Source organism: Delftia tsuruhatensis (assembly GCF_903815225.1).
GTDB lineage: Bacteria > Pseudomonadota > Gammaproteobacteria > Burkholderiales > Burkholderiaceae_C > Comamonas > Comamonas tsuruhatensis_A.
The window spans coordinates 912,684-933,519 of sequence record NZ_LR813084.1 but is presented as its reverse complement, the minus strand read 5'-3'; the positions used below and the strand labels follow the sequence as shown (position 1 = coordinate 933,519).

General features: G+C 69.6%; 20 protein-coding genes. 17 read left to right on the top strand and 3 right to left on the bottom strand.

The features are described 5' to 3' along the window. The first annotated feature begins 77 nt into the window (after positions 1 to 77). The 10 genes from L1Z78_RS04275 to metC all read left to right on the top strand — a co-directional run bounded on the left by L1Z78_RS04275 (position 78) and on the right by metC (position 9,955). Positions 78 to 857: a transporter substrate-binding domain-containing protein gene (locus tag L1Z78_RS04275; RefSeq protein WP_234642090.1), complete on the top strand. Its 780-nt coding sequence runs from the start codon at positions 78 to 80 to the stop codon at positions 855 to 857. Positions 858 to 950: 93 nt separating this feature from the next. Continuing rightward, positions 951 to 1,868, top strand: a complete 918-nt coding sequence (locus L1Z78_RS04270) for a transporter substrate-binding domain-containing protein (RefSeq protein ID WP_234640316.1) — start codon at positions 951 to 953, stop codon at positions 1,866 to 1,868. Continuing rightward, entirely contained in the window at positions 1,865 to 2,683 is an 819-nt protein-coding gene (locus tag L1Z78_RS04265; protein WP_234640315.1) for a transporter substrate-binding domain-containing protein, read from the top strand. Before L1Z78_RS04270 ends, L1Z78_RS04265 begins: the two co-directional genes overlap by 4 nt. Then, positions 2,680 to 4,221: an FAD-binding oxidoreductase gene (locus tag L1Z78_RS04260; RefSeq protein ID WP_234640314.1), complete on the top strand. Its 1,542-nt coding sequence runs from the start codon at positions 2,680 to 2,682 to the stop codon at positions 4,219 to 4,221. The genes L1Z78_RS04265 and L1Z78_RS04260 overlap by 4 nt, the downstream gene beginning before the upstream one ends. Next, entirely contained in the window at positions 4,218 to 5,489 is a 1,272-nt protein-coding gene (locus tag L1Z78_RS04255) for an aminotransferase class I/II-fold pyridoxal phosphate-dependent enzyme (protein ID WP_234640313.1), read from the top strand. Before L1Z78_RS04260 ends, L1Z78_RS04255 begins: the two co-directional genes overlap by 4 nt. Then, entirely contained in the window at positions 5,486 to 6,235 is a 750-nt protein-coding gene (locus tag L1Z78_RS04250; protein WP_234640312.1) for an amino acid ABC transporter permease, read from the top strand. Before L1Z78_RS04255 ends, L1Z78_RS04250 begins: the two co-directional genes overlap by 4 nt. After that, positions 6,225 to 7,046 (top strand): amino acid ABC transporter permease, encoded by an 822-nt coding sequence (locus tag L1Z78_RS04245; RefSeq protein WP_234640311.1) that lies wholly within the window; start codon positions 6,225 to 6,227, stop codon positions 7,044 to 7,046. Before L1Z78_RS04250 ends, L1Z78_RS04245 begins: the two co-directional genes overlap by 11 nt. After that, on the top strand, positions 7,033 to 8,049 hold the full coding sequence (locus L1Z78_RS04240; protein WP_275444441.1) for an amino acid ABC transporter ATP-binding protein: 1,017 nt from the start codon (positions 7,033 to 7,035) through the stop codon (positions 8,047 to 8,049). Before L1Z78_RS04245 ends, L1Z78_RS04240 begins: the two co-directional genes overlap by 14 nt. Positions 8,050 to 8,075: 26 nt before the next feature. Next, the gene (locus L1Z78_RS04235; protein WP_234640310.1) at positions 8,076 to 8,735 is read left to right on the top strand and encodes a cysteine dioxygenase family protein; all 660 of its coding nucleotides are present in this window, start codon (positions 8,076 to 8,078) and stop codon (positions 8,733 to 8,735) included. Beyond that, on the top strand, positions 8,732 to 9,955 hold the full coding sequence (metC, locus tag L1Z78_RS04230) for a cystathionine beta-lyase (RefSeq protein ID WP_234640309.1): 1,224 nt from the start codon (positions 8,732 to 8,734) through the stop codon (positions 9,953 to 9,955). Before L1Z78_RS04235 ends, metC begins: the two co-directional genes overlap by 4 nt. 751 nt (positions 9,956 to 10,706) lie before the next feature. On the opposite strand, the gene L1Z78_RS04225 is transcribed toward metC, so the two are convergent. Beyond that, a complete protein-coding gene (locus L1Z78_RS04225; RefSeq protein WP_234640308.1) occupies positions 10,707 to 12,920 on the bottom strand; it encodes a rhodanese-like domain-containing protein in 2,214 nt (737 codons plus the stop codon). A 267-nt stretch (positions 12,921 to 13,187) separates the two neighbouring features. Here L1Z78_RS04225 and L1Z78_RS04220 point away from each other — a divergent pair, with 267 nt between their 5' ends. Next, positions 13,188 to 14,177, top strand: a complete 990-nt coding sequence (locus L1Z78_RS04220; protein ID WP_234640307.1) for a tripartite tricarboxylate transporter substrate binding protein — start codon at positions 13,188 to 13,190, stop codon at positions 14,175 to 14,177. 10 nt (positions 14,178 to 14,187) lie between these two features. On the opposite strand, the gene L1Z78_RS04215 is transcribed toward L1Z78_RS04220, so the two are convergent. Beyond that, entirely contained in the window at positions 14,188 to 14,604 is a 417-nt protein-coding gene (locus tag L1Z78_RS04215) for a tautomerase family protein (protein ID WP_234640306.1), read from the bottom strand. A gap of 47 nt (positions 14,605 to 14,651) precedes the next feature. After that, on the bottom strand, positions 14,652 to 15,461 hold the full coding sequence (locus tag L1Z78_RS04210) for an SDR family NAD(P)-dependent oxidoreductase (RefSeq protein WP_234640305.1): 810 nt from the start codon (positions 15,459 to 15,461) through the stop codon (positions 14,652 to 14,654). A gap of 161 nt (positions 15,462 to 15,622) precedes the next feature. Here L1Z78_RS04210 and L1Z78_RS04205 point away from each other — a divergent pair, with 161 nt between their 5' ends. The 6 genes from L1Z78_RS04205 (at position 15,623) to L1Z78_RS04180 (ending at position 20,824) form a co-directional block, all read left to right on the top strand. Continuing rightward, positions 15,623 to 16,126, top strand: a complete 504-nt coding sequence (locus L1Z78_RS04205; protein WP_234640304.1) for a winged helix-turn-helix transcriptional regulator — start codon at positions 15,623 to 15,625, stop codon at positions 16,124 to 16,126. A 133-nt stretch (positions 16,127 to 16,259) separates the two neighbouring features. Next, complete coding sequence (locus L1Z78_RS04200; RefSeq protein ID WP_234640303.1) at positions 16,260 to 16,739, top strand: rhodanese-like domain-containing protein; 480 nt, start codon at positions 16,260 to 16,262, stop codon at positions 16,737 to 16,739. A gap of 12 nt (positions 16,740 to 16,751) precedes the next feature. Further along, on the top strand, positions 16,752 to 17,663 hold the full coding sequence (epsC, locus tag L1Z78_RS04195) for a serine O-acetyltransferase EpsC (RefSeq protein ID WP_234640302.1): 912 nt from the start codon (positions 16,752 to 16,754) through the stop codon (positions 17,661 to 17,663). Continuing rightward, on the top strand, positions 17,660 to 17,932 hold the full coding sequence (locus L1Z78_RS04190) for a helix-turn-helix domain-containing protein (protein ID WP_234640301.1): 273 nt from the start codon (positions 17,660 to 17,662) through the stop codon (positions 17,930 to 17,932). Before epsC ends, L1Z78_RS04190 begins: the two co-directional genes overlap by 4 nt. A 75-nt stretch (positions 17,933 to 18,007) precedes the next feature. Next, positions 18,008 to 18,940 (top strand): family 2A encapsulin nanocompartment shell protein, encoded by a 933-nt coding sequence (locus L1Z78_RS04185; RefSeq protein WP_234640300.1) that lies wholly within the window; start codon positions 18,008 to 18,010, stop codon positions 18,938 to 18,940. Between the two features lie 12 nt (positions 18,941 to 18,952). Beyond that, positions 18,953 to 20,824 carry a family 2A encapsulin nanocompartment cargo protein cysteine desulfurase gene (locus L1Z78_RS04180; RefSeq protein WP_234640299.1) on the top strand — a complete coding sequence of 624 codons (1,872 nt, stop codon included), beginning with the start codon at positions 18,953 to 18,955 and terminating at the stop codon, positions 20,822 to 20,824. Positions 20,825 to 20,836: the final 12 nt, after the last annotated feature.

Below are 20,836 nucleotides of genomic sequence, written 5' to 3'. Positions count from 1 at the left end.
TCCCCGCCTTCATCCGTCCCGGCCGCTCCCGCCATCCCATTGCCTCCCCCCGTTCCCTCATCTGCCTGGCGCTGGCCATGGTGGCCGGTGCGGCCCATGCCGACGCGACCCTGGACAAGATCAGGCAGCGCGGCAAGGTCACCATCGGCGTGCTGGTCAACGGCGGCCCCTTCGGCTCCATCGACCCGTCCACCCAGCAACTGGTGGGCTGGAACCCCGAGCTGGCGCGCGCCCTGGCCAAGGGCCTGGGCGTGGAGGCCGAGCTGGTCCAGGTGCAGACCGCCACGCGCGTGCAGTTTCTGCAGGCCGGCAAGGTGGATCTGCTGATCGCCTCCATGGAGCTGAACCCCGACCGTGCCGAGACCCTGGGCTACGCGCCCACGCCCTTCTACCGCGTGGGCGGCATTGCCGCCGTGCGCAAGGGCAGCGGCGTTGCCAAGTGGGAAGACCTGCGCGGCAAGCCGGTGTGCGTGTCCCAGGGCAGCAGCTTTGCCAAGCCGCTGGCCAGCGAGTACGGCGCCCAGGTGCATGGCTACAAGAGCTCGTCGGACTCGCTGCTGGCGCTCAAGGGCGGCAACTGCGTGGCCGCCGTGCATGACAGCACGCTGATCTACCCGCTGCTGCGCAACAACCCCGAATGGGCGCAGTACTCGGCCCCCATCGCCACCGAGGTGCTGCCCGCGCCCTCCGTGGTCTGGACCCGCAAGGGCGAGGCCGACACCATCGCCGCCGTGGACAAGGTGGTGCAGAACTGGCACCGCACGGGCTGGCTGATCGCCGCCGAAAAGCGTGTGGGCATAGAGCCGGCCAACCCGCTGCTGCCTGAGCTGCAGGCGAAGTTCAAGTCCGCAAGCTGACCGCCGGCCGCCACGGCGCCCCCCCTTTTCGACCACCCAGGCCCAGGCCCCGCAAGACGGGGCCGGGCCTTCCGTTCCCTGATGGATTCACGCATGCCTCGCCTTCTTCCCCCCCTTGCCGCCGCCCTGGCCCTGCTGCTGGGCGCCGGTGCCACCCACGCCGATGCCACGCTGGACAAGATCAAGCAACGCGGCAAGCTGTCCGTGGGCATCGACGGTGCCAGCCCGCCGTTCGGCGTGCTGGACCCCGCCACCGGCAAGACCGGCGGCTACCAGACCGAGCTGGCCGCCGACATCGCACGCCGCCTGGGCGTGTCGCTGGAGACGGTTCCCGTGACGGCCTCCACGCGCGTGCAGTTCCTGCAAAGCGGCAAGGTGGACCTGCTGATCGCCAACATCCAGTGGACGCAGGAGCGCAGCGAGATTCTCTCGTTCGCGCCCACGCCTTATGACCTCATCGGCGGCGGCGCCCTGGTGGCCAAGGCCAGCGGCATCAAGCGCTGGGAGGACCTGCGCGGCAAGGTGGCCTGCGTGTCGCAGGGCAGCAACTTCGCCAAGCCCCTGGCCGAGAGCTATGGCGCCGTGGTCAAGGGCCTGCGCGGCATTCCCGAGTCGCTGCTGGCGCTCAAGGGCGGCACCTGCGCGGCGTCGGTCCATATCCAGCCCGCCCTTTATGAAAAGCTCACCGGCCCGAATGCAGCCGAGTGGAAGGACTTCGAACTGGGCACGCAGGACCAGTTGATTCCCTCGCCCACCGTGGTGTGGACGCGCCGCGGCGAGGCCGACACCCAGGCCTTTGTGGACAAGGCCATCCAGGACTGGCACCGCACGGGTTTTCTGCTCAAGGTGGCCCGCGCCAGCGGCGTGCCCGACACCTGGATCGCCGAGCGCCATGAACGCGCGCTGAAGGGCCAGTTCGACCGCGCGCCCTACGACTTCGCGGTGTATGCGGCAGCGCAGGCCGAAGCGCAGGCAACCCAGGCTGCCGCCGCCAAGGGAGCCAAGCCATGAAGCCGGTTCACACCGCACTGGCAGCCCTGCTGGCCCTCACAACCCTGGCAGCCCATGCCGACGCCACGCTGGACCGCATCAAGCAGCGCGGCAAGATCGTGGTGGGCGTGATGCTTTCGGGGCCGCCGTTCGGCACCATCGACCCCGTCACGCAAAGGCACGTGGGCTACAACGTTCAGCTGTCCGAAGGCGTGGCCAAGGGCCTGGGCGTGGCGGTGGAGACCGTGCAGGTCCAGCCGTCCAACCGCGTGCAGTTCCTGCAGCAGGGCAAGGTGGACATCCTGATCGCCAACATGCAGTGGACGCAGGAGCGCAGCGAGATCCTGTCCTTCGTGCCCACGCCGTTCGAGGAAGTCGGCGGCGCCGCCATCGCCAAGAAGGGCAGCGGCGTGCGCCAGTGGGACGACCTGCGCGGCAAGCCCGTGTGCGTGTCCCAGGGCAGCAATTTCACCAAGCCGCTGGCCGATCAATACGGCGCCCAGATCAAGGCCTTCCGGGGCCAGCCCGAGTCGCTGCTGGCTCTCAAGGGCGGCAACTGCGCGGCCGCCGTGCACGTCAGCCCCACGCTGCGCGAACTCGTGGCCAGCAATGCGGACTGGAAGGACTACGAGATCGTCTCCCCCGCGGACATCATTCCCTCGCCCTCGGTGATCTGGCTGCGCAAGGGCGAGTCCGACACGCAGGCGGCCATCGACCGCATCGTGCAGGACTGGCACCGCACGGGCTGGCTGATCGAGGTGGAGCAGCGCAACGGCATGACGCCCACGCCGCTGCTGCACCAGCTGCACGACAAGTTCAGGAAGGCGCCCGCATGAGCACCCACACCAGCACCAGCGGCCACATCACCGGCCCCGCCGACCTGGTCACCGCGCTGCGCCACGCCCTGGGCGACGCCCATGTGCTCACGGGTTCCGATGCGGCCGGCTACCTGACCGACCAGCATGGCCGCCTCACGGGTCAGGCCCTGGCCGTGGCACGGCCCGCCGACACGGCCCAGGTGGCGCAGCTGGTGCGCCTGTGCCGCGCCCACCGAACGCCCATCGTGGCCCAGGGCGGCAACACCGGGCTGATGGGCGGTGCCACGCCCGACGCCTCGGGCCACGCCGTGCTGCTGTCGCTGGCGCGCCTGAACCGCGTGCGCGCCATCGACACCGACAACGACACCCTGACCGTGGAGGCCGGCGCCGTGCTGGCCCATGTGCAGCAGGCAGCGCGCGATGCGGACCGGCTGTTTCCGCTCAGCCTGGGCTCCGAGGGCAGCTGCACCATTGGCGGCAACCTGTCCACCAACGCGGGCGGCACCCAGGTGCTGCGCTACGGCAACGCGCGCGAGCTGGTGCTGGGCCTGGAAGTGGTGACGGCCGAGGGCGACATCTGGGACGGCCTGCGCGGGCTGCGCAAGGACAACACCGGCTATGCGCTGCGCGACCTGTACGTGGGCAGCGAAGGCACGCTGGGCATCATCACGGCGGCCACGCTGCGCCTGCATCCGCTGCCCCGCGCCCAGCACACGGCCCTGCTGGCCTTTGGCTGCATACGCGATGCAGTGGCCTTTCTCAGCCAGGCGCGGGCGGGCTTCGGCGCCAGCCTGACGGCGTTCGAGCTGATGTCGGACACGGCCCTGGGCCTGATAGCCCGGCATGTGCCCGAGCAGCCGATTGCGCTGGCGCTCAAGGCGCCCTGGTATGCGCTGATCGAGTTGTCCGACAGCGAGGGCGAGGCCCATGCGCGCCAGCGCTTCGAGGACGTGGTGGGCCAGGCCTTCGAGGACGGCCTGGTCACCGATGCCGCCATTGCCCAGAGCCTGCAGCAAAGCCAGGCCCTGTGGCGGCTGCGCGACCAGGCCCTGGGCGAGGCCCAGCGGCGCGATGGCGGCAACATCAAGCACGACGTGTCGGTGCCCATCTCGCGCATCCCCGACTTTCTCGCGGCCACGGCCGCGCTGCTGCAGGCGCGCTTTGGCGCCGTGCGGCCCGTGGCCTTCGGGCACCTGGGCGACGGCAACCTGCACTACAACGTGTCGCACGCGCCGGACAGCACGCCGGCGCAACTGTTCGCCCAGGAAGAAGCCATCCACGAGGTGGTGCACGACAGCGTGCACGCCCATGGCGGCTCCATCAGCGCCGAGCACGGCGTGGGCCAGACCAAGCGCGACCTGCTGCCCCGCTACAAGAGCGCCGTGGAGCTGCAGCTCATGCGGCGTCTCAAGCAGGCCTTCGACCCGCTGGGCCTGCTCAATCCCGGCAAGGTGCTGCAGCCCCTGCCGGACGGTTTGCAGCATGGGTTGCCGCACTCTTTACCGCATGCATCTCCAACGCCCGCCGCCGCATTCCAGGAAGGCACCACGCCATGACCACGCCCTTTCCCCTTTCGCAGCGCGTGCAGCGCGTCAGGCTTTCGCCCAATGCAGCGGCCAGCGCGCGGGCCACGGCCCTGGCCCGCCAGGGCCGCGACATCATTGCGCTGACCACGGGCGAGCCCGATTTCGACACGCCCGAGCCCATCAAGCAGGCCGCCATCGCAGCCCTGGCCCGTGGCGAGACAAAGTACACGCCCACGCCCGGCACGGCCGCGCTGCGCCAGGCCATCAGCGCCAAGTACCGGCGCGAGAACGGGCTGGACTTCGACGCCGGGCAGATCATCGTCAGCAACGGCGGCAAGCAGGTGATCTACAACGCGCTGGCAGCCACGCTGGACGCGGGTGACGAGGTCATCGTGCCCGCGCCGTACTGGCCTTCGTTTCCCGACATCGTGCGCGTGAACGATGGCACGCCGGTCATCGTGGACTGCGGCATCGAGCAGGGCTTCAAGCTCACGCCGGCCGCGCTGCAGGCCGCCATCACGCCGCGCACGCGCTGGCTGGTGCTGAACACGCCGGGCAACCCCTCGGGCGCCGTCTACAGCCGCGAGGAACTGGCCGCACTGGCCCAGGTGCTGCGCCAGCACCCGCAGGTTCTGGTGCTGCTGGACGAGCTGTACGAGCACATCTGGTTCACGCCCCAGGCCCCCGCGCACTGGCTGGCGGTGGCCCCCGATCTGCGCGAGCGCACGCTGCTGGTCAACGGCGTCTCCAAGACCTATGCCATGACCGGCTGGCGCATCGGCTGGGGCGCAGGCCCGGCCGCGCTGGTGCAGGCCATGGTGGTGATCCAGTCGCAGGCCTCGTCAGGCCCCAATTCCGTGGCCCAGGCCGCGGCCACAGCGGCGCTGCAGTCTCCCGACCAGAGCTTTGTGCAGCAGGTCCGCAACGCCTATGCGCGGCGCGCGCAACTGGTCACCCGGGCGCTGGCCCAGGTGCCGGGCCTGGCCCTGCTGCCCCCCGGCGGATCGTTCTTTGCCTTTGTGCACTGCGGCGCGCTGATGGGCTACCTGCGCCCGGATGGCCAGCCCATCACCAGCGACACCGACCTGACCGAATGGCTGCTGGAGTCCGAAGGCGTGGCTGCCGTGGATGGCGGGGCCTACGGCCTGTCCCCGTACTTCCGCATCTCCACGGCCGCCAGCGACGAGGTGCTGGCCGAGGCCACGGCCCGCATCGCACGCGCCGTGGCCGCGCTGAAGGAACCGGCTGCACAAGCGCAAGCGCATGCAAAGCCGGCCGCCCTGGAGACCGTGCCATGAACGACAGCCTGCTTGCGCAGGGCGTACAAGCGCTCAAGGGTCTGGGCCTGAACTATGCCTTCGTGCTGGACGTGGCCGAGCGTCAGGCCTTTGTGCGCGGCATGCTTGTGACCGTGCAGCTGGCCCTGCTGACCATTGCCGGCAGCCTGGCGGCCGGCGTGGCGCTGGCGGCGGCCCTGACCTCGGGCCGCGCCTGGCTGGCACGGCCTGCGCGCGCCTTCGTGGAGGTCACGCGCAACACGCCCACGCTGGTGCAGCTGTACTGCGCCTTCCTGGTGCTCAACATGCTGATCACCCAGCAACTGCGCGACTGGGGCGCGGGCAACAACCCGCTCACGCCCTTTGTCTGGGTGGTGATCGTGGTCTCGCTGCACAAGGGCGTGTTCCATGCCGAGGCGCTGCGCGCCGGCATCGAGGCCGTGCCCGCCACCACGCTGGAGGCAGCGCGCTCGCTGGGCTTTTCGCAGCGCCAGCTGCTGGTGCGCGTGCAGCTGCCGCTGGCCCTGCGCTTTGCCCTGCCCTCGCTGACCAACAACCTGGTGGACCTGGTGAAGATGACGGCCGTGGCCTCGGCCATTGCCGTGGGCGACGTGACCTACGAGTCCATCATGATCTGGTCGCAGCGCGACAACGTGCTGGAGTTGCTGCTGCTCATCCTGCTGTGGTTCGGCCTGCTGACCTGGCTGGTCAGCCTGGCGGGCCGCTGGCTGGAACAACACCTGAGGATGCCCGGCTATGGCCAATGAAGCCACCCTGAATCCCGGCGCCGCGCCCCGCCCGCTGCCCGCCGCCCTGCTGCGCGCGGTGCGCAGCCCCTGGCTGATCGCAGGCGCCGCACTGCTGGCCCTTTGCGCCTGCTGGGCCGCCACGGACAGCGCCCCGCCTGCCTTCGTGCACCTGTGGAAATGGCTGCCCGCGCTGCTGCGCGGCCTGTGGGTCAACATCGAGATCAGCGTGCTGGCCGTGGCCATCGGCACCGTGGTCGGCCTGGTGCTGGGCGCCCTGTCGCTGTCGCCCACGCCGGCCGTGCGCACCGGAGTGCGCTGGTATGTGCAGCTGTTTCGCAATGCGCCCATCCTGGTGCTCATCTACTTCACCACCTATGTGTTCCCGTTCGAGCTGAAGCTGGTGAGCTGGACCTTCCCGTTCCCCGACTGGGTCAAGGTGGTGCTGGGCCTGGCCCTGCCCACCAGCGCCAACGTGGCCGAGATCTTCCGGGGCGCCATCCAGTCCATTCCCAGTGCGCAGTGGGAAGCGGCCCAGTCGCTGGCCTTTCGCCGCAGCGAGATCTTCCGCCTCATCGTGCTGCCGCAGTGCGTGCGCCGCATGCTGCCGCCGTGGATGAACCTGTACGCCAGCATCACCATGAGCACCTCGCTGGCCTCGCTGGTGGGCGTGCACGACGTGGTGGACACCGCCCAGATCGCCAGCAACACCGTGGCACGCACGGACTTCACCATCCTTGTGTACTTCACGCTGCTCGCGCTTTTCTTTGCCTATTGCTATCCCATCGCCCGGGCAACCCGGGCATTGGAGCGACGCCATGAAAATCACTGAAACGCTCCCCCTGAGCGGCTTCGCCGCTTCCCCCGTGTGCACGGCGCCCTCTCTCGCTTCGCGGGAGGGGGACGACACCTTCGCTGCGGGGCGGCCCTTGCTTGGCGCCCCTGAGTCGGGCAACGCTGGCACACACCACGTCACCCAGGCGGTGCAAAGTGCCGCCTCGGCAAAGTCCGGCACGGCGCCTGCCCTGGTCCATCTGCAGGATGTGCACCTGTCCTTTGGCGACAACCAGGTGCTCAAGGGCATCGACGTGCAGGTGCGGCGCGGCGAGGCGGTGACCATCATCGGGCCCTCGGGCTCGGGCAAGTCCACCATCCTGCGCTGCATCACCGGCCTGCTGCGTCCCCAGCGCGGCGCCATCTCGGTGGCCGGCACGCGCGTGGACCAGCTGCGCACCGAGGCCGAGCTGATCGCCCTGCGCAAGCGCGTGGGCTTCGTCTTCCAGCAGTACAACCTGTTTCCCCATCTGTCGGTGCTGGAGAACCTGGTCATCGCCCCCACGCGCGTGGTCGGCCGCGACCGCGCCACGGCCGAGCGCGAGGCCCGCGCCCTGCTGCAGAAGGTGCGCCTGGACCACAAGGAAGCCGCCTACCCGGGCGAGCTGTCCGGCGGCCAGCAGCAGCGCGTGGCCATTGCGCGCGCCCTGGCCATGCGGCCCGAGCTGATCCTGTTCGACGAAGTGACCTCGGCCCTGGACCCCGAGACCGTGGGCGAGGTGCTGACCGTCATCCGCGACCTGGTCAGGGACGGCATGACCTGCGTGCTGGTCACGCACGAGATGCGCTTTGCCGAAGAGGTCAGCGACCAGGTGTATTTCACCGAGGCCGGCCACATCGTCGAGCACGGCAGCGCCGCCCAGATCTTCGGCAGCCCGCGCAGCGATCGCACGCGCGAGTTCCTGCAGCGCGCCCTGGGCGATGGTGGCCGGCCCAGGCCTGCGCCAGCCGCTCCGGCCACAACGCCGCTGCCCTTCGACAGCCTGCGCTTTGCCCTTTGATCCCCCACCTCCAGGAGCACATCCCCATGACCGCAGAAACAACGACTGAAACCACGGCCGGCACAGGCACCAATACAGACGCCGCCACCCTGCGCCGCCAGGCCGTGGACGCCGCCCTGGCCGACGTGCGCCAGCTGCTGCAGGCCGGCACGCCCGACCGCAGCACCCTGTCGGCCATCACCGCACGCCTGGAGCAGCTGGCCGCGCACAAGGCCTTGTTCAGCCGCGCGGACTTTCCCCCGCCCGCGCAGACCGAAGGCGTGGGCGCCTCCACGCGCTACCGGCTCAACCCGGCCGATGGCGATGCGGGCCTGGCCCTGTACCTGAACTCCATCAACCCCGGCAAGACCACGGCGCCGCACAACCACACGACCTGGGCCGTGATCGTTGCCGTCGAAGGCCAGGAGCTCAACCGCCTCTACGAACGCACGGACGACCGCAGCAACCCCGCACGCGCCAGCATCCACCTGGCGCGCGAATTCACCGTGCAGCCGGGCGCCTCCATCGCCTTCCTGCCCGATGACATCCACAGCATTGCCGTCGTGGGCGAGCAGCCCACGCTGCACTTCCATCTCTACGGCCAGCCGCTGGAAACCCTGAGCGGCCGCGTGGCCATCGACCCCGACACCGGCGAAGTCAAGAACTACAACGCCGCCTACTTCCGACCCAGCGAGGCCGTGGCATGAGCAGCCCCCAAGACAAGCACCGGCCCCTGGGCCCATCGACCCGCCTGCTGCACGCAGGCACGCCGCCGCTGCAGGGCGGCTCCGGCCCCGTCAACGTGCCCGTGGTGCGCACCAGCACCGTGCGCTTTGCCGACAGCGCCGCCTACGCCGACCTGCACCACCGCCGCGAGGCCGGCGAGCGCGTGGCCTCCTACGGCCGCCACGGCCTGGACACGCACCGCGCGCTGGAAGACGCCGTGGTCGCACTGGAGGGCGGCCACCGCGCCTTTCTCACGCCCTCGGGCCTGTCCGCCATCACCCTGGTGCTCATCGCCCTGCTCTCGCCCGGCGACCATGCCCTGGTGGCCGACAGCGTCTACTCGCCCGTGCGCCGCGTGGACGCCACCTTGCTGCAGCGCCTGGGCATCACGCTGGAATACTTCTCGCCCTCGCGCGACGATCTGGCCGGCAAGATCCGCCCCAATACACGCCTGATCTACCTGGAATCGCCCAGCTCCCTGCTCTACGAGGTGCTGGACCTGCCCGCCCTGGCCGCCGTGGCACGCCAGCACGGCATTCCCGTGGCCACCGACAACACCTGGAGCGGCGGCTGGTTCTACCAGCCCCTGGAGCACGGCGCCAACCTCTCCATCCAGGCCGCGACCAAGTACATCGCCGGCCACTCCGACGTGATGCAGGGCATCGTCATCACCGACGGCCCCGCACTGTCGAAGAAGATATCCACCGCCTACGAGGCCCTGGGCCTGACCATAGGCGCCGACGACGCCTACCTCGCCCTGCGCGGCCTGCGCACCCTGCCCGTGCGCCTGGCCCAGCACCAGCGCCACGCCACCGAGATCGCCCAATGGCTGGAGCAGCAGCCCCAGGTCGGCCGCGTGTTCTACCCGGCCCTGCCGTCCGATCCCGGCCATGCGCTGTGGAAGCGGGACTTCAGCGGGGCCAGCGGGCTGGTGTCGTTTGCGTTTGCCGAAGGGGTGGATGCCGGTGCCGGCGCCGTGTTCGTTGACTCGCTGCGGCAGTTTGCGCAGGGGGCCTCCTGGGGCGGGTATGAGAGCCTGGCGCTGGTGGCGCAGCCTGAGAGGTTGCGGGAGCACAGTGTGTGGACGGGGACTGCGCCTGTGGTGCGGTTGCATGTAGGGCTGGAGGATCCTTTGGATTTGATTGCGGATCTGGAGAGGGGGTTGAGGGTGGTGTCGGAGCGGTCCAGGCTGGCTGCCTGAGCTTACTTTTTGACTCTGCTGCGTTTGCTGCGTTTGCTGGTTCTGGCCCTGCCGGGGGGTTTCTTTTCGAGGCCGGGTCTCGGCCCGGCGGCCGACCTACTTTCCTTTGTTTCGCCAAAGGAAAGTAGGCAAAGCAAAGGCGACCCGGATGTCCGCGACCCCTTCGCTTCGCTGCGAGGCAACCTGCGTCGTGGCGGTTGCGGGGTTCGCTGCGGAACTCGCTTTGCGCTTCGCGCGCCGCTCAGACAACCGCAGCGAGTCAGATCACGAAGCAGTCCTGTCCTTCGGCAGGACTGCAACCCCGCAACCACCACGCCGCAGGCGCTGACATACGGGGAGTTGTGACGGGCCGTCGCTTCGCTCGGCCCCTGGTTTGAAGCCGAACGCAGTGATGGCGCCGGCTGTTGGCTGTTGGCTGTTGGCTATCCCTCAGCCTCCCCCCTTCTGCCCACGCCTGCGTTGGGCGGGATGCGGGGTGGCAGCCCTGCCGAAGGACAGGGCTGCTTCGTTGTCTAGCTCGCCGTGATGTTTGAGTGAAGCGCGCAGCGCGTAACGAGTTTCACGGCGCACCCCGCATCCCGCCCAACGCAGGTCGCCCCGTAGCGAAGCGAAGGGGTCGTGGGCAGTGCGGGGCGCGCTTCTTTGCCTACTTTCTTGCCGCGCGGCAAGAAAGTAGGTCGGCCGCCGGGCCGAGACCCGGCCTCGAAAAGAAGCCGCCCAGCAGGGGCAAAAAGCAGACCGAAAGCCAGACTCAAACAGCAGGCACCAGCCGAATCCCAGCAGCCCACCCATCCCGCTCCAACTGCTCCACCAGCCCCAACTCCCAATCCAGATAAGCCCGAAACCCCGCATCCCTCAACGCCAGATCCCGATGCGCATAAGGGCTGTACCACTGGTCATCATCCCCCGTCAGCACATCCGCATCTCCCTGCCCCAGCGGCAGACCCGCAGCAGCCCAGGCAGAAGTGCCTCCGACGACGGAACGCACATCGCGCCCCGTGCGCGCCGCCAGTTCGGCGGCCACGCTGCGCGCCAGCACGCCGTCCGGCGAGGTGAGCACCACCACCTGCGCTGGCGGCAAGGCCTGCACGAAGGTGGGCAGACGGTCGGGCACGGCAAAGCGTGCACCGGCGATGTGCTGCTTCTCGAAGGCGGGGCGGCTGTCCACGTCGAAGACGATGGCGCGGCCTTCGCCCAGCAGTTCCTGCGTCTGCTGCACGGACAGCTGGGGCGCGGGGGCGTGGGAGGCGAGCACGCGCACGGGTTCGGCGCCGGTGTCCAGGGTGGCCAGCGCGGGCGGAACGTAGGTGAAGACTTCCCAGCCCAGCTGGGCCAGCCAAGCGCCGGTGGTGAGGGCGCGCACGCCGTCCCAGTCAGCCAGCACGATGCGTGCGCCGCGCGTGGCGGCGTATTCGTCGGTGGCCTGCACGAGTTGGCCGCCCGGCGCCCAGCGCCAGCCGGGCAGGTGGCCGGCCTGGTATTCCTCGCGGGTGCGCACGTCGAAGCGGTAGAGCGTGCGCTCGGTGGCTTCGGTTTCGAAGCGGGCCAGGCCTGCAGCATCGATGGATTGCACGCCCGCGCGCTGCGCCACGCTGGCTGCGCGTTCACGTGCCGTGGCCAGGGCGACGGCGCCGGGCTCGGGCAGCGGGGTGCGGCGGCCATGGGCCAGCCTGCGACCTGTCAGCAGCCAGTCCATGGTGCCGTTGCGCAGCGAGACGACCTGGTTGGGGATGCCGGCGTCGATCAGGGTCTGCGCGCCCACGATGGAGCGCGTGCGGCCCGCGCAGTTGACGACGACCAGGGTTTGCGGGTCCGGGGCGATTTCGCCGATGCGGTAGACCAGTTCGGCCCCCGGCACGCTCAGTGCGAAGGGCAGGCTGAAGGCCGCGAATTCCTCGGGCGTGCGGCTGTCGACGACGACGATGTTGTCGCCGCGCTGCACGCGCGCGCCCAGTTCGTCCGAGGTGATCCAGGGCGTGTGCTTTTCATGCTCGATGACTTCGCCAAAGGCCTTGCTGGGCACGTTGGTGCCGCTGAAGATTTCCAGCCCCTCGGCCGCCCAGCCTTCGGTGCCGCCCTCCAGCACCGAGACGTTGGGCCAGCCCAGGCGCACGAGCTTGGCGGCGGCCTCATGGGCCAGCGTGCCGTCGCCATCCACCAGGACGATGCGCGTGCCGCGGCGCGGCACCAGGCGGTCGATGAGCTGCTCCAGCCGCCAGGCCGGGGCAGGCGCCGCGAACAGGATGTGGCGGTGTGCGAAGACACCGGCCTCGCGCACGTCGAGCACGGCGATTTCCTCGCCATCGGCCAGGGCCTGCCGGAGCGCGGCGGGCGTGACCAGCGCATGGCGAATCGACTTGGGCGGGCCGAAGGTGCGGAAGCTGCCGCCCTCCAGGCTCTCGAAGACCACGCGCTCGGGCATGCGTTCCAGGCCGCGTCCGTAGAAGTGCAGGTGCAGGCCGGGCTCCTCGCCGATCAGCTCGATAGTGTGCACATCGGTGGGCGTGAGCACTACCGAGGTTCCGCTGCCCACATCGGCGCTGCGCCCCACCGCCAGGGTGTCGCGCAGCGGGTCGTCGGTCTTGCCGCGTGTGAAAAACACGTTGCGCTCCACGCCCTGAACGCCCGCGATGATGGCCCAGGTGGTGTGGTCATGCGGCGGCTGGGACTTGCCCGGCAGGCCGGCGGACAGGTACAGCGCATAGCGCCCCCCCAGGTCTTCGCCCAGCCGGTAGACCTGGGCCGGGTTGCTGGCCGAGACGGGGAAGTGCGCGTGCGGGAACAGTTCGCGCTGCAGGCCCAGCGCCTCCAGCTCGCGCGCCACGGCCTGCAGTTGCTCGGGCGTGGCGTGCTCCGGGTCGGGGAGCAGGCGCCGGGCCGTGGCGATGAAGCCGGTGATGGCGGCCGCGCGGCGGCTGGCCACGTCGCTGCCGCTGAAGTCGATGGAGAGGTGGGTCTGTGTCATGGGGAGGGTCCGGGGGAGTGTCCCGGGCAGGATCCGGGAGGCGTTCACAAGAGGACATGACGGTAGGCCGGGCCCGCCCCGGCTCCAACGAAGCATTGCGGATATGGATATGAGCTTTGGGCACTGCGCCCACGCACCCCGCACCCCGCCTTGTGCCCTGCGGCCCGTTGTGCGGCAGCCGCATATGCATAGCCGCAATGCTTAGTTCACGCCGTGGCGGCAGCCTCCCAGACTGCGGGCATCGACTCTTTGCACTCCGGCACTCCCATGATCCGCACCCCGTCTGCGCTGCGCGCGCTGCTGCTTCCCCTGTTCTCCGCCCTGGCCCTGCACGCGCCTGCGGCCCTGGCCTCGGCCGACAGCTTTCCGAACAAGCCGGTGCGCATCATCGTGCCCGTGGCGCCCGGGGGCAGCGCAGACAAGCTCACGCGCACGCTGGCCGACAAGCTGGCCGCGCTGTGGGGCCAGTCGGTGGTGGTGGAGAACGTGGCCGGGGCCAGCGGCACCATCGGCGCGGCCAAGGTGGCCAAGGCGGCGCCCGACGGCTACACGCTGCTGCAGCAGGGCGAGGGCCTCACGCTCAACGGCCTGCTGTTCGCCCAGCTGCCCTACGACACGCAAAAGGCCTTCACACCCATCATCAAGGCCGTGGTCAATCCGCAGGTGCTGGTGGTCAACCCCGGCACGGGCCTGAACACGCTGGGAGAGTACCTGGCGCGCGCCAGGGCCAGGCCGCAAAGCATCAGCCTGGGCCTGCCCGGCAATGGCGGCATTGCCCATGTGGCGCATGAAATCCTCACGCAGGAGACGGGCGCCAAGGTCAACTACATCCCCTACCCGGGCGGTGGCCCCGCCTCGCTGGACGTGCTGGGCGGCCATACCGATGCCACGCTGATCACGCTGGCCGCCGTGACCGAGTACGTGCGCGCCGGCAAGCTGCGCGCCCTGGCCGTGACCACGCCCTACCGCTCCGACGCCCTGCCCCAGGTGCCCACCATGGCCGAGGCCGGCGTGCCCGGCTTCTCGGTGGAAAGCTGGCAGGGCTACTTCGCGCCGGCCGGCACGCCCGCGCCCATCGTCGCCAAGATCAACCGCGACCTGCAGACCGTGCTGCAGGCGCCCGATGTGCGCGCCCAGCTGGAGCACATGGGCTTCAAGGTGGCGGGCGGCTCCCCGGCCGACCTGGGCCAGAGCCTGCAAAGCGAGCGCCCACGCTACGCCCGCGCGATCCAGTCGGCGGGGCTGTCGCTGCGCTGATGGCAGGCTCTCAGAGGGGAGAGGGCCGATTGTCCAGGCGCCATTTCTCCCCCTCGGGCGTGCCCGGCACGGGCGGGCGCAGGCCCTGGATGCTCCACAGGCTGAAGGGCGTCTCGTCCACATGCATCTCCCAGCGCAGGCCCCGGTCGGCGATGAAGGGGGACAGCTGCCGCCGCACTCCTTCGAGAAAGCGCGTCTTGGTTTCCTCGTCGCGTATCTGCCGGGCGATATGGTCCACGCTGATGCGCACAAAGTCATCGGCCTGCTCGCCTCCGATGAAGAACGAGGTCCTGGCGACGGCCTCGAACACCACGCCCACGTAAAAGCGCGGCAGGTCGCCGTAGACGGCCGTGATGCGCTGGGCGATAGCCTGCTTGTCTTCATCGCTGAAGGCGTTTTCGGGGTGGTAGATCTTCCAAAGGGGCATGGTTTTCTCCGGGGGCAAAAATCGGTTGAACAGCGGTTGCGCAGGTCTCAGGACACGGCGGCCTCGGCCGCGCGGTAGCGCGCCGCGGGCGTGCCGCCCTGCGTGAGCGCCGTGACCAGGCGGGCGCGCGACGCGTCGAAGTCCTGCCAGGCGACCATGTCCTGCAGCGTGGGAAAGCAGATGGCCTCGCCCTGGTCCAGCGCAGTCAGGGCCGTGTCCACCAGGGTCTCGGGCGACATGAACAGGTGCTCGGGAAACGGCGCAGGCTTGCCGCCGAAGAACTCGGAGCGCACCAGGCTGGGCATCACCGCCTGGACCGTCACGCCCCTGGGCGCCAGTTCGGCCTGCAGCGAGCGCGTGAAGCCCAGCACATAGGCCTTGGAGGCGCTGTAGCTGGCCGCGCCCGGCACGGGCATCACCGCCAGGATGGAGCCGATGTTGACCAGCGTGCCCCGCCCGCGCGCCGCGAACAGGCGTGCCGCCGCCAGGGAAAGCCGTGTCAGGGCATGGATGTTGACCATGACCAGGCGATCGACTTCGCCGGCATCCACCTGGGCGGCCGGCCCCAGGGCGCCCAGGCCCGCGCAGTTCACGACCATGTCCACCTGGCTGGCGCCGGACAGCAGCGCCTCGACGCGCTGCAGGCCGGCCGTTTCCGCCAGATCGGCCGCCACCACCTGGACCTCGCGTCCATGGTCCGCGCGCAGCCGCTGTGCCAGCGCCTGCAGCCGGTCTTCGCGGCGCGCTACCAGGATCAGATCATGGCCGCGCGCGGCCAGCCGTTCGGCGTAGACGGCGCCAATGCCCGAGGAGGCGCCCGTGATCAGGGCGATGCCCTTGTCCTTGTGTGTACTCATGAAGGGAATCCTTGCTGCAGGAAGCGGTGGTTGAAAAGTGACTCCAAATATAAACTCTAATCATTAGAGTTACAAGCCGCGGATCAAGCCAACCCGCACCGGACCTGTTTTGCTGAGACACTCCAGGCCTGCGACAACCGTGAACGGAAAAGAGGAATCCCATGCGATCCAAGAGCTTCGAGGGCATGACCTGCTCGATCGCCACCACGCTGGAGGCCATCGGCGACCGCTGGGCCATGCTGGTGCTGCGCGACCTGATGCTGGGCCTGAGCCGCTATGACGACCTGAAGAAATCCACGGGCATCACCAATGCCACGCTGGCCGACCGCCTGCGCCAGCTGGAGCACAACGGCCTGGTCGAGCGCCGCCTCTACCAAAGCGGTCCCGACCGCTACGAATACCTGCTCACGGCCAAGGGGCGCGACCTGGCGCTGGTCATGCAGGCGCTGGCCCAGGTGGGCGACAGATGGCGCCAGCAGGAGCAGGCGGGCGTCCCGCTCGAGTTCGTGCGCGCCCACTCGGGCAAGTCCGTGCAGCTGGCCCTGGTGGAGCAGGAGTCCGGCGAGCCCGTGCCCCTGGCCGAACTGCGCGTGCAGGCCGGCCCGGGTGCGGACGACCTGGTGCGCTGGCGACTTTCCAAGCTGGCCGAACGCGGCGCCCCCTAGGCGCGGCCCATCGCCTATCCTCACTTAGACGTTTTGCTTCTATAAAGCTTCCCTCTTATTCGTTCGTCTTCCACCCCGGTTTTCTTAGATTGGTGCCTATAGCCACCAACCCGCCCGCGAGGACGACGAAGTCATGACAGCCCACACATTGGAATCCGCCTTGCCCGAGGCCCTGCAGCAGGCGCAGGAACACGCCCGCGACCAGGGGCTGGGCCACGCCGGCGGCGTGCGCCCGCCCGTGGCCTGGGCATTGGTGCAGGCCGGCCAGGCCGTGCTGGTCGATGTGCGCACGGCCGAGGAACGGAAGTTCGTCGGCCAGGTGCCAGGCAGCCTGCACGTGCCCTGGGCCACGGGCACGGCGTTGACGCGCAACCCCCGCTTCACCCGCGAACTGGAGGCACGCCTGGCCCCGCAGGGCGGCAAGCAGGCCGTGGCCCTGCTGCTGTGCCGCAGCGGCAAGCGCTCGGTGCTGGCGGCCGAGGCGGCGGCGCAGGCCGGCTTCGCCCATGTCTTCAACGTGCTCGAAGGCTTCGAGGGCGAAATCGACGCGCGACAGCAGCGTGGCAGCACCGACGGCTGGCGCCTGCACGGCCTGCCGTGGGTACAGGACTGAGGGAGCACGCACATGGCCAGCTTCGACATTGCCGACCTGACCCAGAGCCTGCATGCCGCGCGCCGCGAATGGCGCGAGGCCCACGGCCGTTCGCAGGAGCCCGGGGCGCGCGAATTTCCCTCGCGCGAGGCGCTTTCCACCATCATCGACCAGCTCAAGGGTGCCTTGTTTCCCATGCGCCTGGGCCCGCACGACCTGCGCCAGGAAAGCGAGGACATCTTCGTGGCCCACCAGCTGGACTCGGCCCTGCATGCGCTGCTGGGCCAGATCCGGCTGGAGCTGCGCCTGGCGGCGCCCCATTCGCTGGGCGCCGACGCCATGGCGCTGGACATCGCGCGCGCCTTCGCCGAGGCCTTGCCGCAAATCCGCCGCCTGCTGGACAGCGACGTGCTCGCAGCCTTCCAGGGCGACCCCGCCGCGCGCAGCGTGGACGAGGTGCTGCTGTGCTATCCGGGCGTGCTGGCCATGATCCACCACCGCCTGGCCCACCAGCTGTACCTGCTGGAGCAGCCGCTGCTGGCACGCATCGTGGCCGAGCTGGCCCATGCGCAGACCGGCATCGACATCCATCCGGGCGCGAAGATCGGCCGGGGCTTTTTCATGGACCACGGCACGGGCGTGGTGATCGGCGAGACCGCGGTGATCGGCGAACGCGTGCGCCTGTACCAGGCCGTGACACTGGGCGCCAAACGCTTTCCCGCCGACGAGCATGGCCACCTGCGCAAGGGCCTGGCCCGCCATCCCATCGTGGAGGACGACGTGGTCATCTACGCGGGCGCCACCATCCTGGGGCGCGTGACGCTGGGACGCGGCGCCGTCATCGGCGGCAATGTCTGGGTCACGCAGGACGTGCCGCCCGGCGCCCATGTCACCCAGGCCCATGCGCGCGAGCACGGGCATCAGCCCCGGGAGGTCGCCGCATGAGCACCCCCCTGGTCACGAGCTTCGGCATCGCCGTGCGCCAGGCACGCGAGGCCCAGGGCTGGTCGCAGGAGCGGCTGGCCGAGTATTCCGACCTGAACCGATCCTACGTGGGCGAGATAGAGCGCGGCCGCGTCATCGCCTCGCTGCTGACCGTGGAGAAGCTGGCCTCCTCGCTGGGCGTGCAGCCCTCGGCCCTGGTCATGCGCGGCGAGGCCGTGGCCCACGACCAGCTGGTGCGCGGTCTGCGCTTGGCGGCTATAGCATGTTGAAGACATGTGCGGGGGCCGGGACACTGGCCCTGTTTCTTCCCTTCCCTTTTTCTGAACTGAATACGGAGTCTGCACATGTCGGCAACAGTGGGTGGCACGACCGCGCTCGGCGACAACGCCGCGCGGCAATTGGCCAATGCAACCAAGACCGTTCCCCAGCTTTCGACCATCAGCCCGCGCTGGCTGACGCACCTGCTGCAATGGTCGCCGGTGGAGGCCGGCATCTACCGCCTCAACCGCGTCAAGAACCCGGAGGCCATCAAGGTCACCTGCACGGCCAAGCAGGAAGAGAACCAGCTGCCGCGCACCTATGTGGACTACGAGGAGCAGCCGCGCGAGTACTTCCTCAACGCGGTCTCCACCATCCTGGATGTGCACACGCGCATCTCCGACCTCTACAGCAGCCCGCATGACCAGATCAAGGAACAGCTGCGCCTGACCATCGAGACCATCAAGGAGAACCAGGAAAGCGAGCTGATCAACAACCCCGACTACGGCCTGCTGGCCCAGGTCACGGACGAGCAGCGCATCTTCCCGCTGACCGGCGCGCCCACGCCCGACGACCTGGACGAGCTGCTGACCAAGGTCTGGAAGGAGCCCGCCTTCTTCCTGACCCACCCGCTGGCCATTGCCGCCTTCGGCCGCGAGGCCACGCGCCGGGGCACGCCACCGCCCACGGTCAGCCTGTTCGGCTCGCAGTTCATCACCTGGCGCGGCATTCCGCTGATCCCCTCGGACAAGGTGCCCGTGGCCGATGGCAAGAGCAAGATCCTGCTGCTGCGCGTGGGCGACAAGCGCCAGGGCGTGGTCGGCCTGTACCAGCCCGGCCTGCCGGGCGAGCAGAGCCCGGGCCTGTCGGTGCGCTTCATGGGCATCAACAACCATGCCATCGCGTCCTACCTGATCTCGCTGTACTGCTCGCTGGCCGTGCTCACGCCCGACGCGCTGGCCGTGCTCGACGATGTCGAGATCGGCAAGTACCACGACTATCCCGACACCTACAAGTAAAGAGGCCGGGCGTTGACTGTGTCTGCAATCACCTCCGTGGCGCCCCAGGCGCCCTTCGACCCCGAGGCGCTGGCGCGCATGGCCAACGCCCTGTTCTCCGCCGCACCGGGATCGGCTCCTGCCCTGCCTGGTCTGGCTGGCCTGCCCGCTGGCGTGCAGGCCCCCGTGAACGTGGCGCCCCCGGGCTCGCCGCTGGCCAGCCCCGCGGGCCTGGGCCCTGGCGTGCCGGGCACGCCCATACCGCAGGGCCTGGCGCCCGGCAGCAACCTGCTGCCGGCCTCGCCCGCGCCGCTGGCCTCGCTGGCCCACCGCACGCCCGCGCTGCTGCCCCATGCCCAGGCCGGCAACGGCGTGCCCGACCATGTCTTGAGCGCCCTGCCCGCCTACGAGCCGCGCCTGGGATCGCAGGTGCTGGGCGTGCCCCAGCGCCAGGGCGATCCGCTGGATGCGCTGGCCGCGCTCCCGTTCGCGGCGCCCTCCGTGCCGCGCATCGGCGTGCCCACCGATGGACCCGGCATTGCGTCCACCGTGCCTTCGGCCGAGCCGCGCTTTTACTTTGTCGATCCCGTGGTGCTGCCCGCCGGCTACACCACGCCGGCCCATCCGCTGCAGCGCCAACAGGCTTCGCACGGGGCAAGGCATGGCACGGCCAACGTGCAGGCGCCCTTCGACGTGCATGCCGTGCGCCGGGACTTTCCCATCCTGTCCGAACGCGTCAACGGCCGTCCGCTGGCCTGGCTGGACAACGCCGCCACCACGCACAAGCCGCGCGCGGTGATCGAGCGCATCCGCCATTTCTACGAGCACGAGAACTCCAACATCCACCGCGCGGCCCATGAACTGGCCGCGCGCGCCACCGACGCCTACGAGGGCGCGCGCGAGCGCGTGCGCCGCTTCATCAACGCGCCCGACGTGAACGAGGTCATCTTCGTGCGCGGCACCACCGAGGCCATCAACCTCGTGGCCAAGAGCTGGGGCTGGCAGCATGTGGGCGAGGGCGACGAAATCATCGTCTCCCACCTGGAGCACCACGCCAACATCGTGCCCTGGCAGCAGCTGGCGGCCGCCAAGGGCGCGAAGATCCGCGTGATCCCGGTGGACGACTCGGGCCAGGTGCTCATCGATGAGTACCGCAAGCTGCTGAACCCGCGCACGAAGATCGTCTCCGTCACCCAGGTCTCCAACGCGCTGGGCACGGTCGTGCCCGTGCAGCAGATCGTCGCGCTGGCCCACCAGGCGGGCGCCAGGGCCCTGGTCGATGGCGCGCAGTCGGTCTCGCACATGGCCGTGGACGTGCAGGCCATCGGTGCGGATTTCTTCGTGTTCTCGGGCCACAAGGTCTTCGGGCCCACGGGCATCGGCGTGGTCTGGGGACGGCGCGAGGTGCTGGAGGACATGCCGCCCTGGCAGGGCGGCGGCAACATGATTGCCGACGTGACCTTCGAGAAAACCGTCTACCAGCCCCTGCCCAACACCTTCGAGGCCGGCACCGGCAACATTGCCGACGCCGTGGGCCTGGGCGCCGCCATCGACTACGTGCAGGCCATGGGCATGGAGCGCATCGCGCGCTACGAGCATGATCTGCTGCAGTACGGCACGCAGGCGCTGGCGCCCATCCCTGGCCTGCGCCTGATCGGCACGGCGGCCGACAAGGCCAGCGTGCTGTCCTTCGTGCTCAAGGGCTGGACCACGGCCGAGGTGGGCGAGGCGCTCAACGCCGAAGGCATTGCCGTGCGCACCGGACACCACTGCGCCCAGCCCATCCTGCGGCGCTTTGGCGTGGAGACCACGGTGCGGCCCTCGCTGGCCTTCTACAACACCACCGAGGAAATCGACCGGCTGGCGGCCGTGGTGCAGGGGCTGGCGGCGCGCAGGCGGGGTTGAGGCCTGGCCTGG

Coding starts and splice junctions, on each gene's coding strand:
- L1Z78_RS04275 (WP_234642090.1), top strand. CDS start 78: ATGGTGGCCGGTGCGGCCCATGCCGACGCGACCCTGGACAAGATCAGG.
- L1Z78_RS04270 (WP_234640316.1), top strand. CDS start 951: ATGCCTCGCCTTCTTCCCCCCCTTGCCGCCGCCCTGGCCCTGCTGCTG.
- L1Z78_RS04265 (WP_234640315.1), top strand. CDS start 1,865: ATGAAGCCGGTTCACACCGCACTGGCAGCCCTGCTGGCCCTCACAACC.
- L1Z78_RS04260 (WP_234640314.1), top strand. CDS start 2,680: ATGAGCACCCACACCAGCACCAGCGGCCACATCACCGGCCCCGCCGAC.
- L1Z78_RS04255 (WP_234640313.1), top strand. CDS start 4,218: ATGACCACGCCCTTTCCCCTTTCGCAGCGCGTGCAGCGCGTCAGGCTT.
- L1Z78_RS04250 (WP_234640312.1), top strand. CDS start 5,486: ATGAACGACAGCCTGCTTGCGCAGGGCGTACAAGCGCTCAAGGGTCTG.
- L1Z78_RS04245 (WP_234640311.1), top strand. CDS start 6,225: ATGGCCAATGAAGCCACCCTGAATCCCGGCGCCGCGCCCCGCCCGCTG.
- L1Z78_RS04240 (WP_275444441.1), top strand. CDS start 7,033: ATGAAAATCACTGAAACGCTCCCCCTGAGCGGCTTCGCCGCTTCCCCC.
- L1Z78_RS04235 (WP_234640310.1), top strand. CDS start 8,076: ATGACCGCAGAAACAACGACTGAAACCACGGCCGGCACAGGCACCAAT.
- metC (WP_234640309.1), top strand. CDS start 8,732: ATGAGCAGCCCCCAAGACAAGCACCGGCCCCTGGGCCCATCGACCCGC.
- L1Z78_RS04225 (WP_234640308.1), bottom strand. CDS start 12,920: ATGACACAGACCCACCTCTCCATCGACTTCAGCGGCAGCGACGTGGCC.
- L1Z78_RS04220 (WP_234640307.1), top strand. CDS start 13,188: ATGATCCGCACCCCGTCTGCGCTGCGCGCGCTGCTGCTTCCCCTGTTC.
- L1Z78_RS04215 (WP_234640306.1), bottom strand. CDS start 14,604: ATGCCCCTTTGGAAGATCTACCACCCCGAAAACGCCTTCAGCGATGAA.
- L1Z78_RS04210 (WP_234640305.1), bottom strand. CDS start 15,461: ATGAGTACACACAAGGACAAGGGCATCGCCCTGATCACGGGCGCCTCC.
- L1Z78_RS04205 (WP_234640304.1), top strand. CDS start 15,623: ATGCGATCCAAGAGCTTCGAGGGCATGACCTGCTCGATCGCCACCACG.
- L1Z78_RS04200 (WP_234640303.1), top strand. CDS start 16,260: ATGACAGCCCACACATTGGAATCCGCCTTGCCCGAGGCCCTGCAGCAG.
- epsC (WP_234640302.1), top strand. CDS start 16,752: ATGGCCAGCTTCGACATTGCCGACCTGACCCAGAGCCTGCATGCCGCG.
- L1Z78_RS04190 (WP_234640301.1), top strand. CDS start 17,660: ATGAGCACCCCCCTGGTCACGAGCTTCGGCATCGCCGTGCGCCAGGCA.
- L1Z78_RS04185 (WP_234640300.1), top strand. CDS start 18,008: ATGTCGGCAACAGTGGGTGGCACGACCGCGCTCGGCGACAACGCCGCG.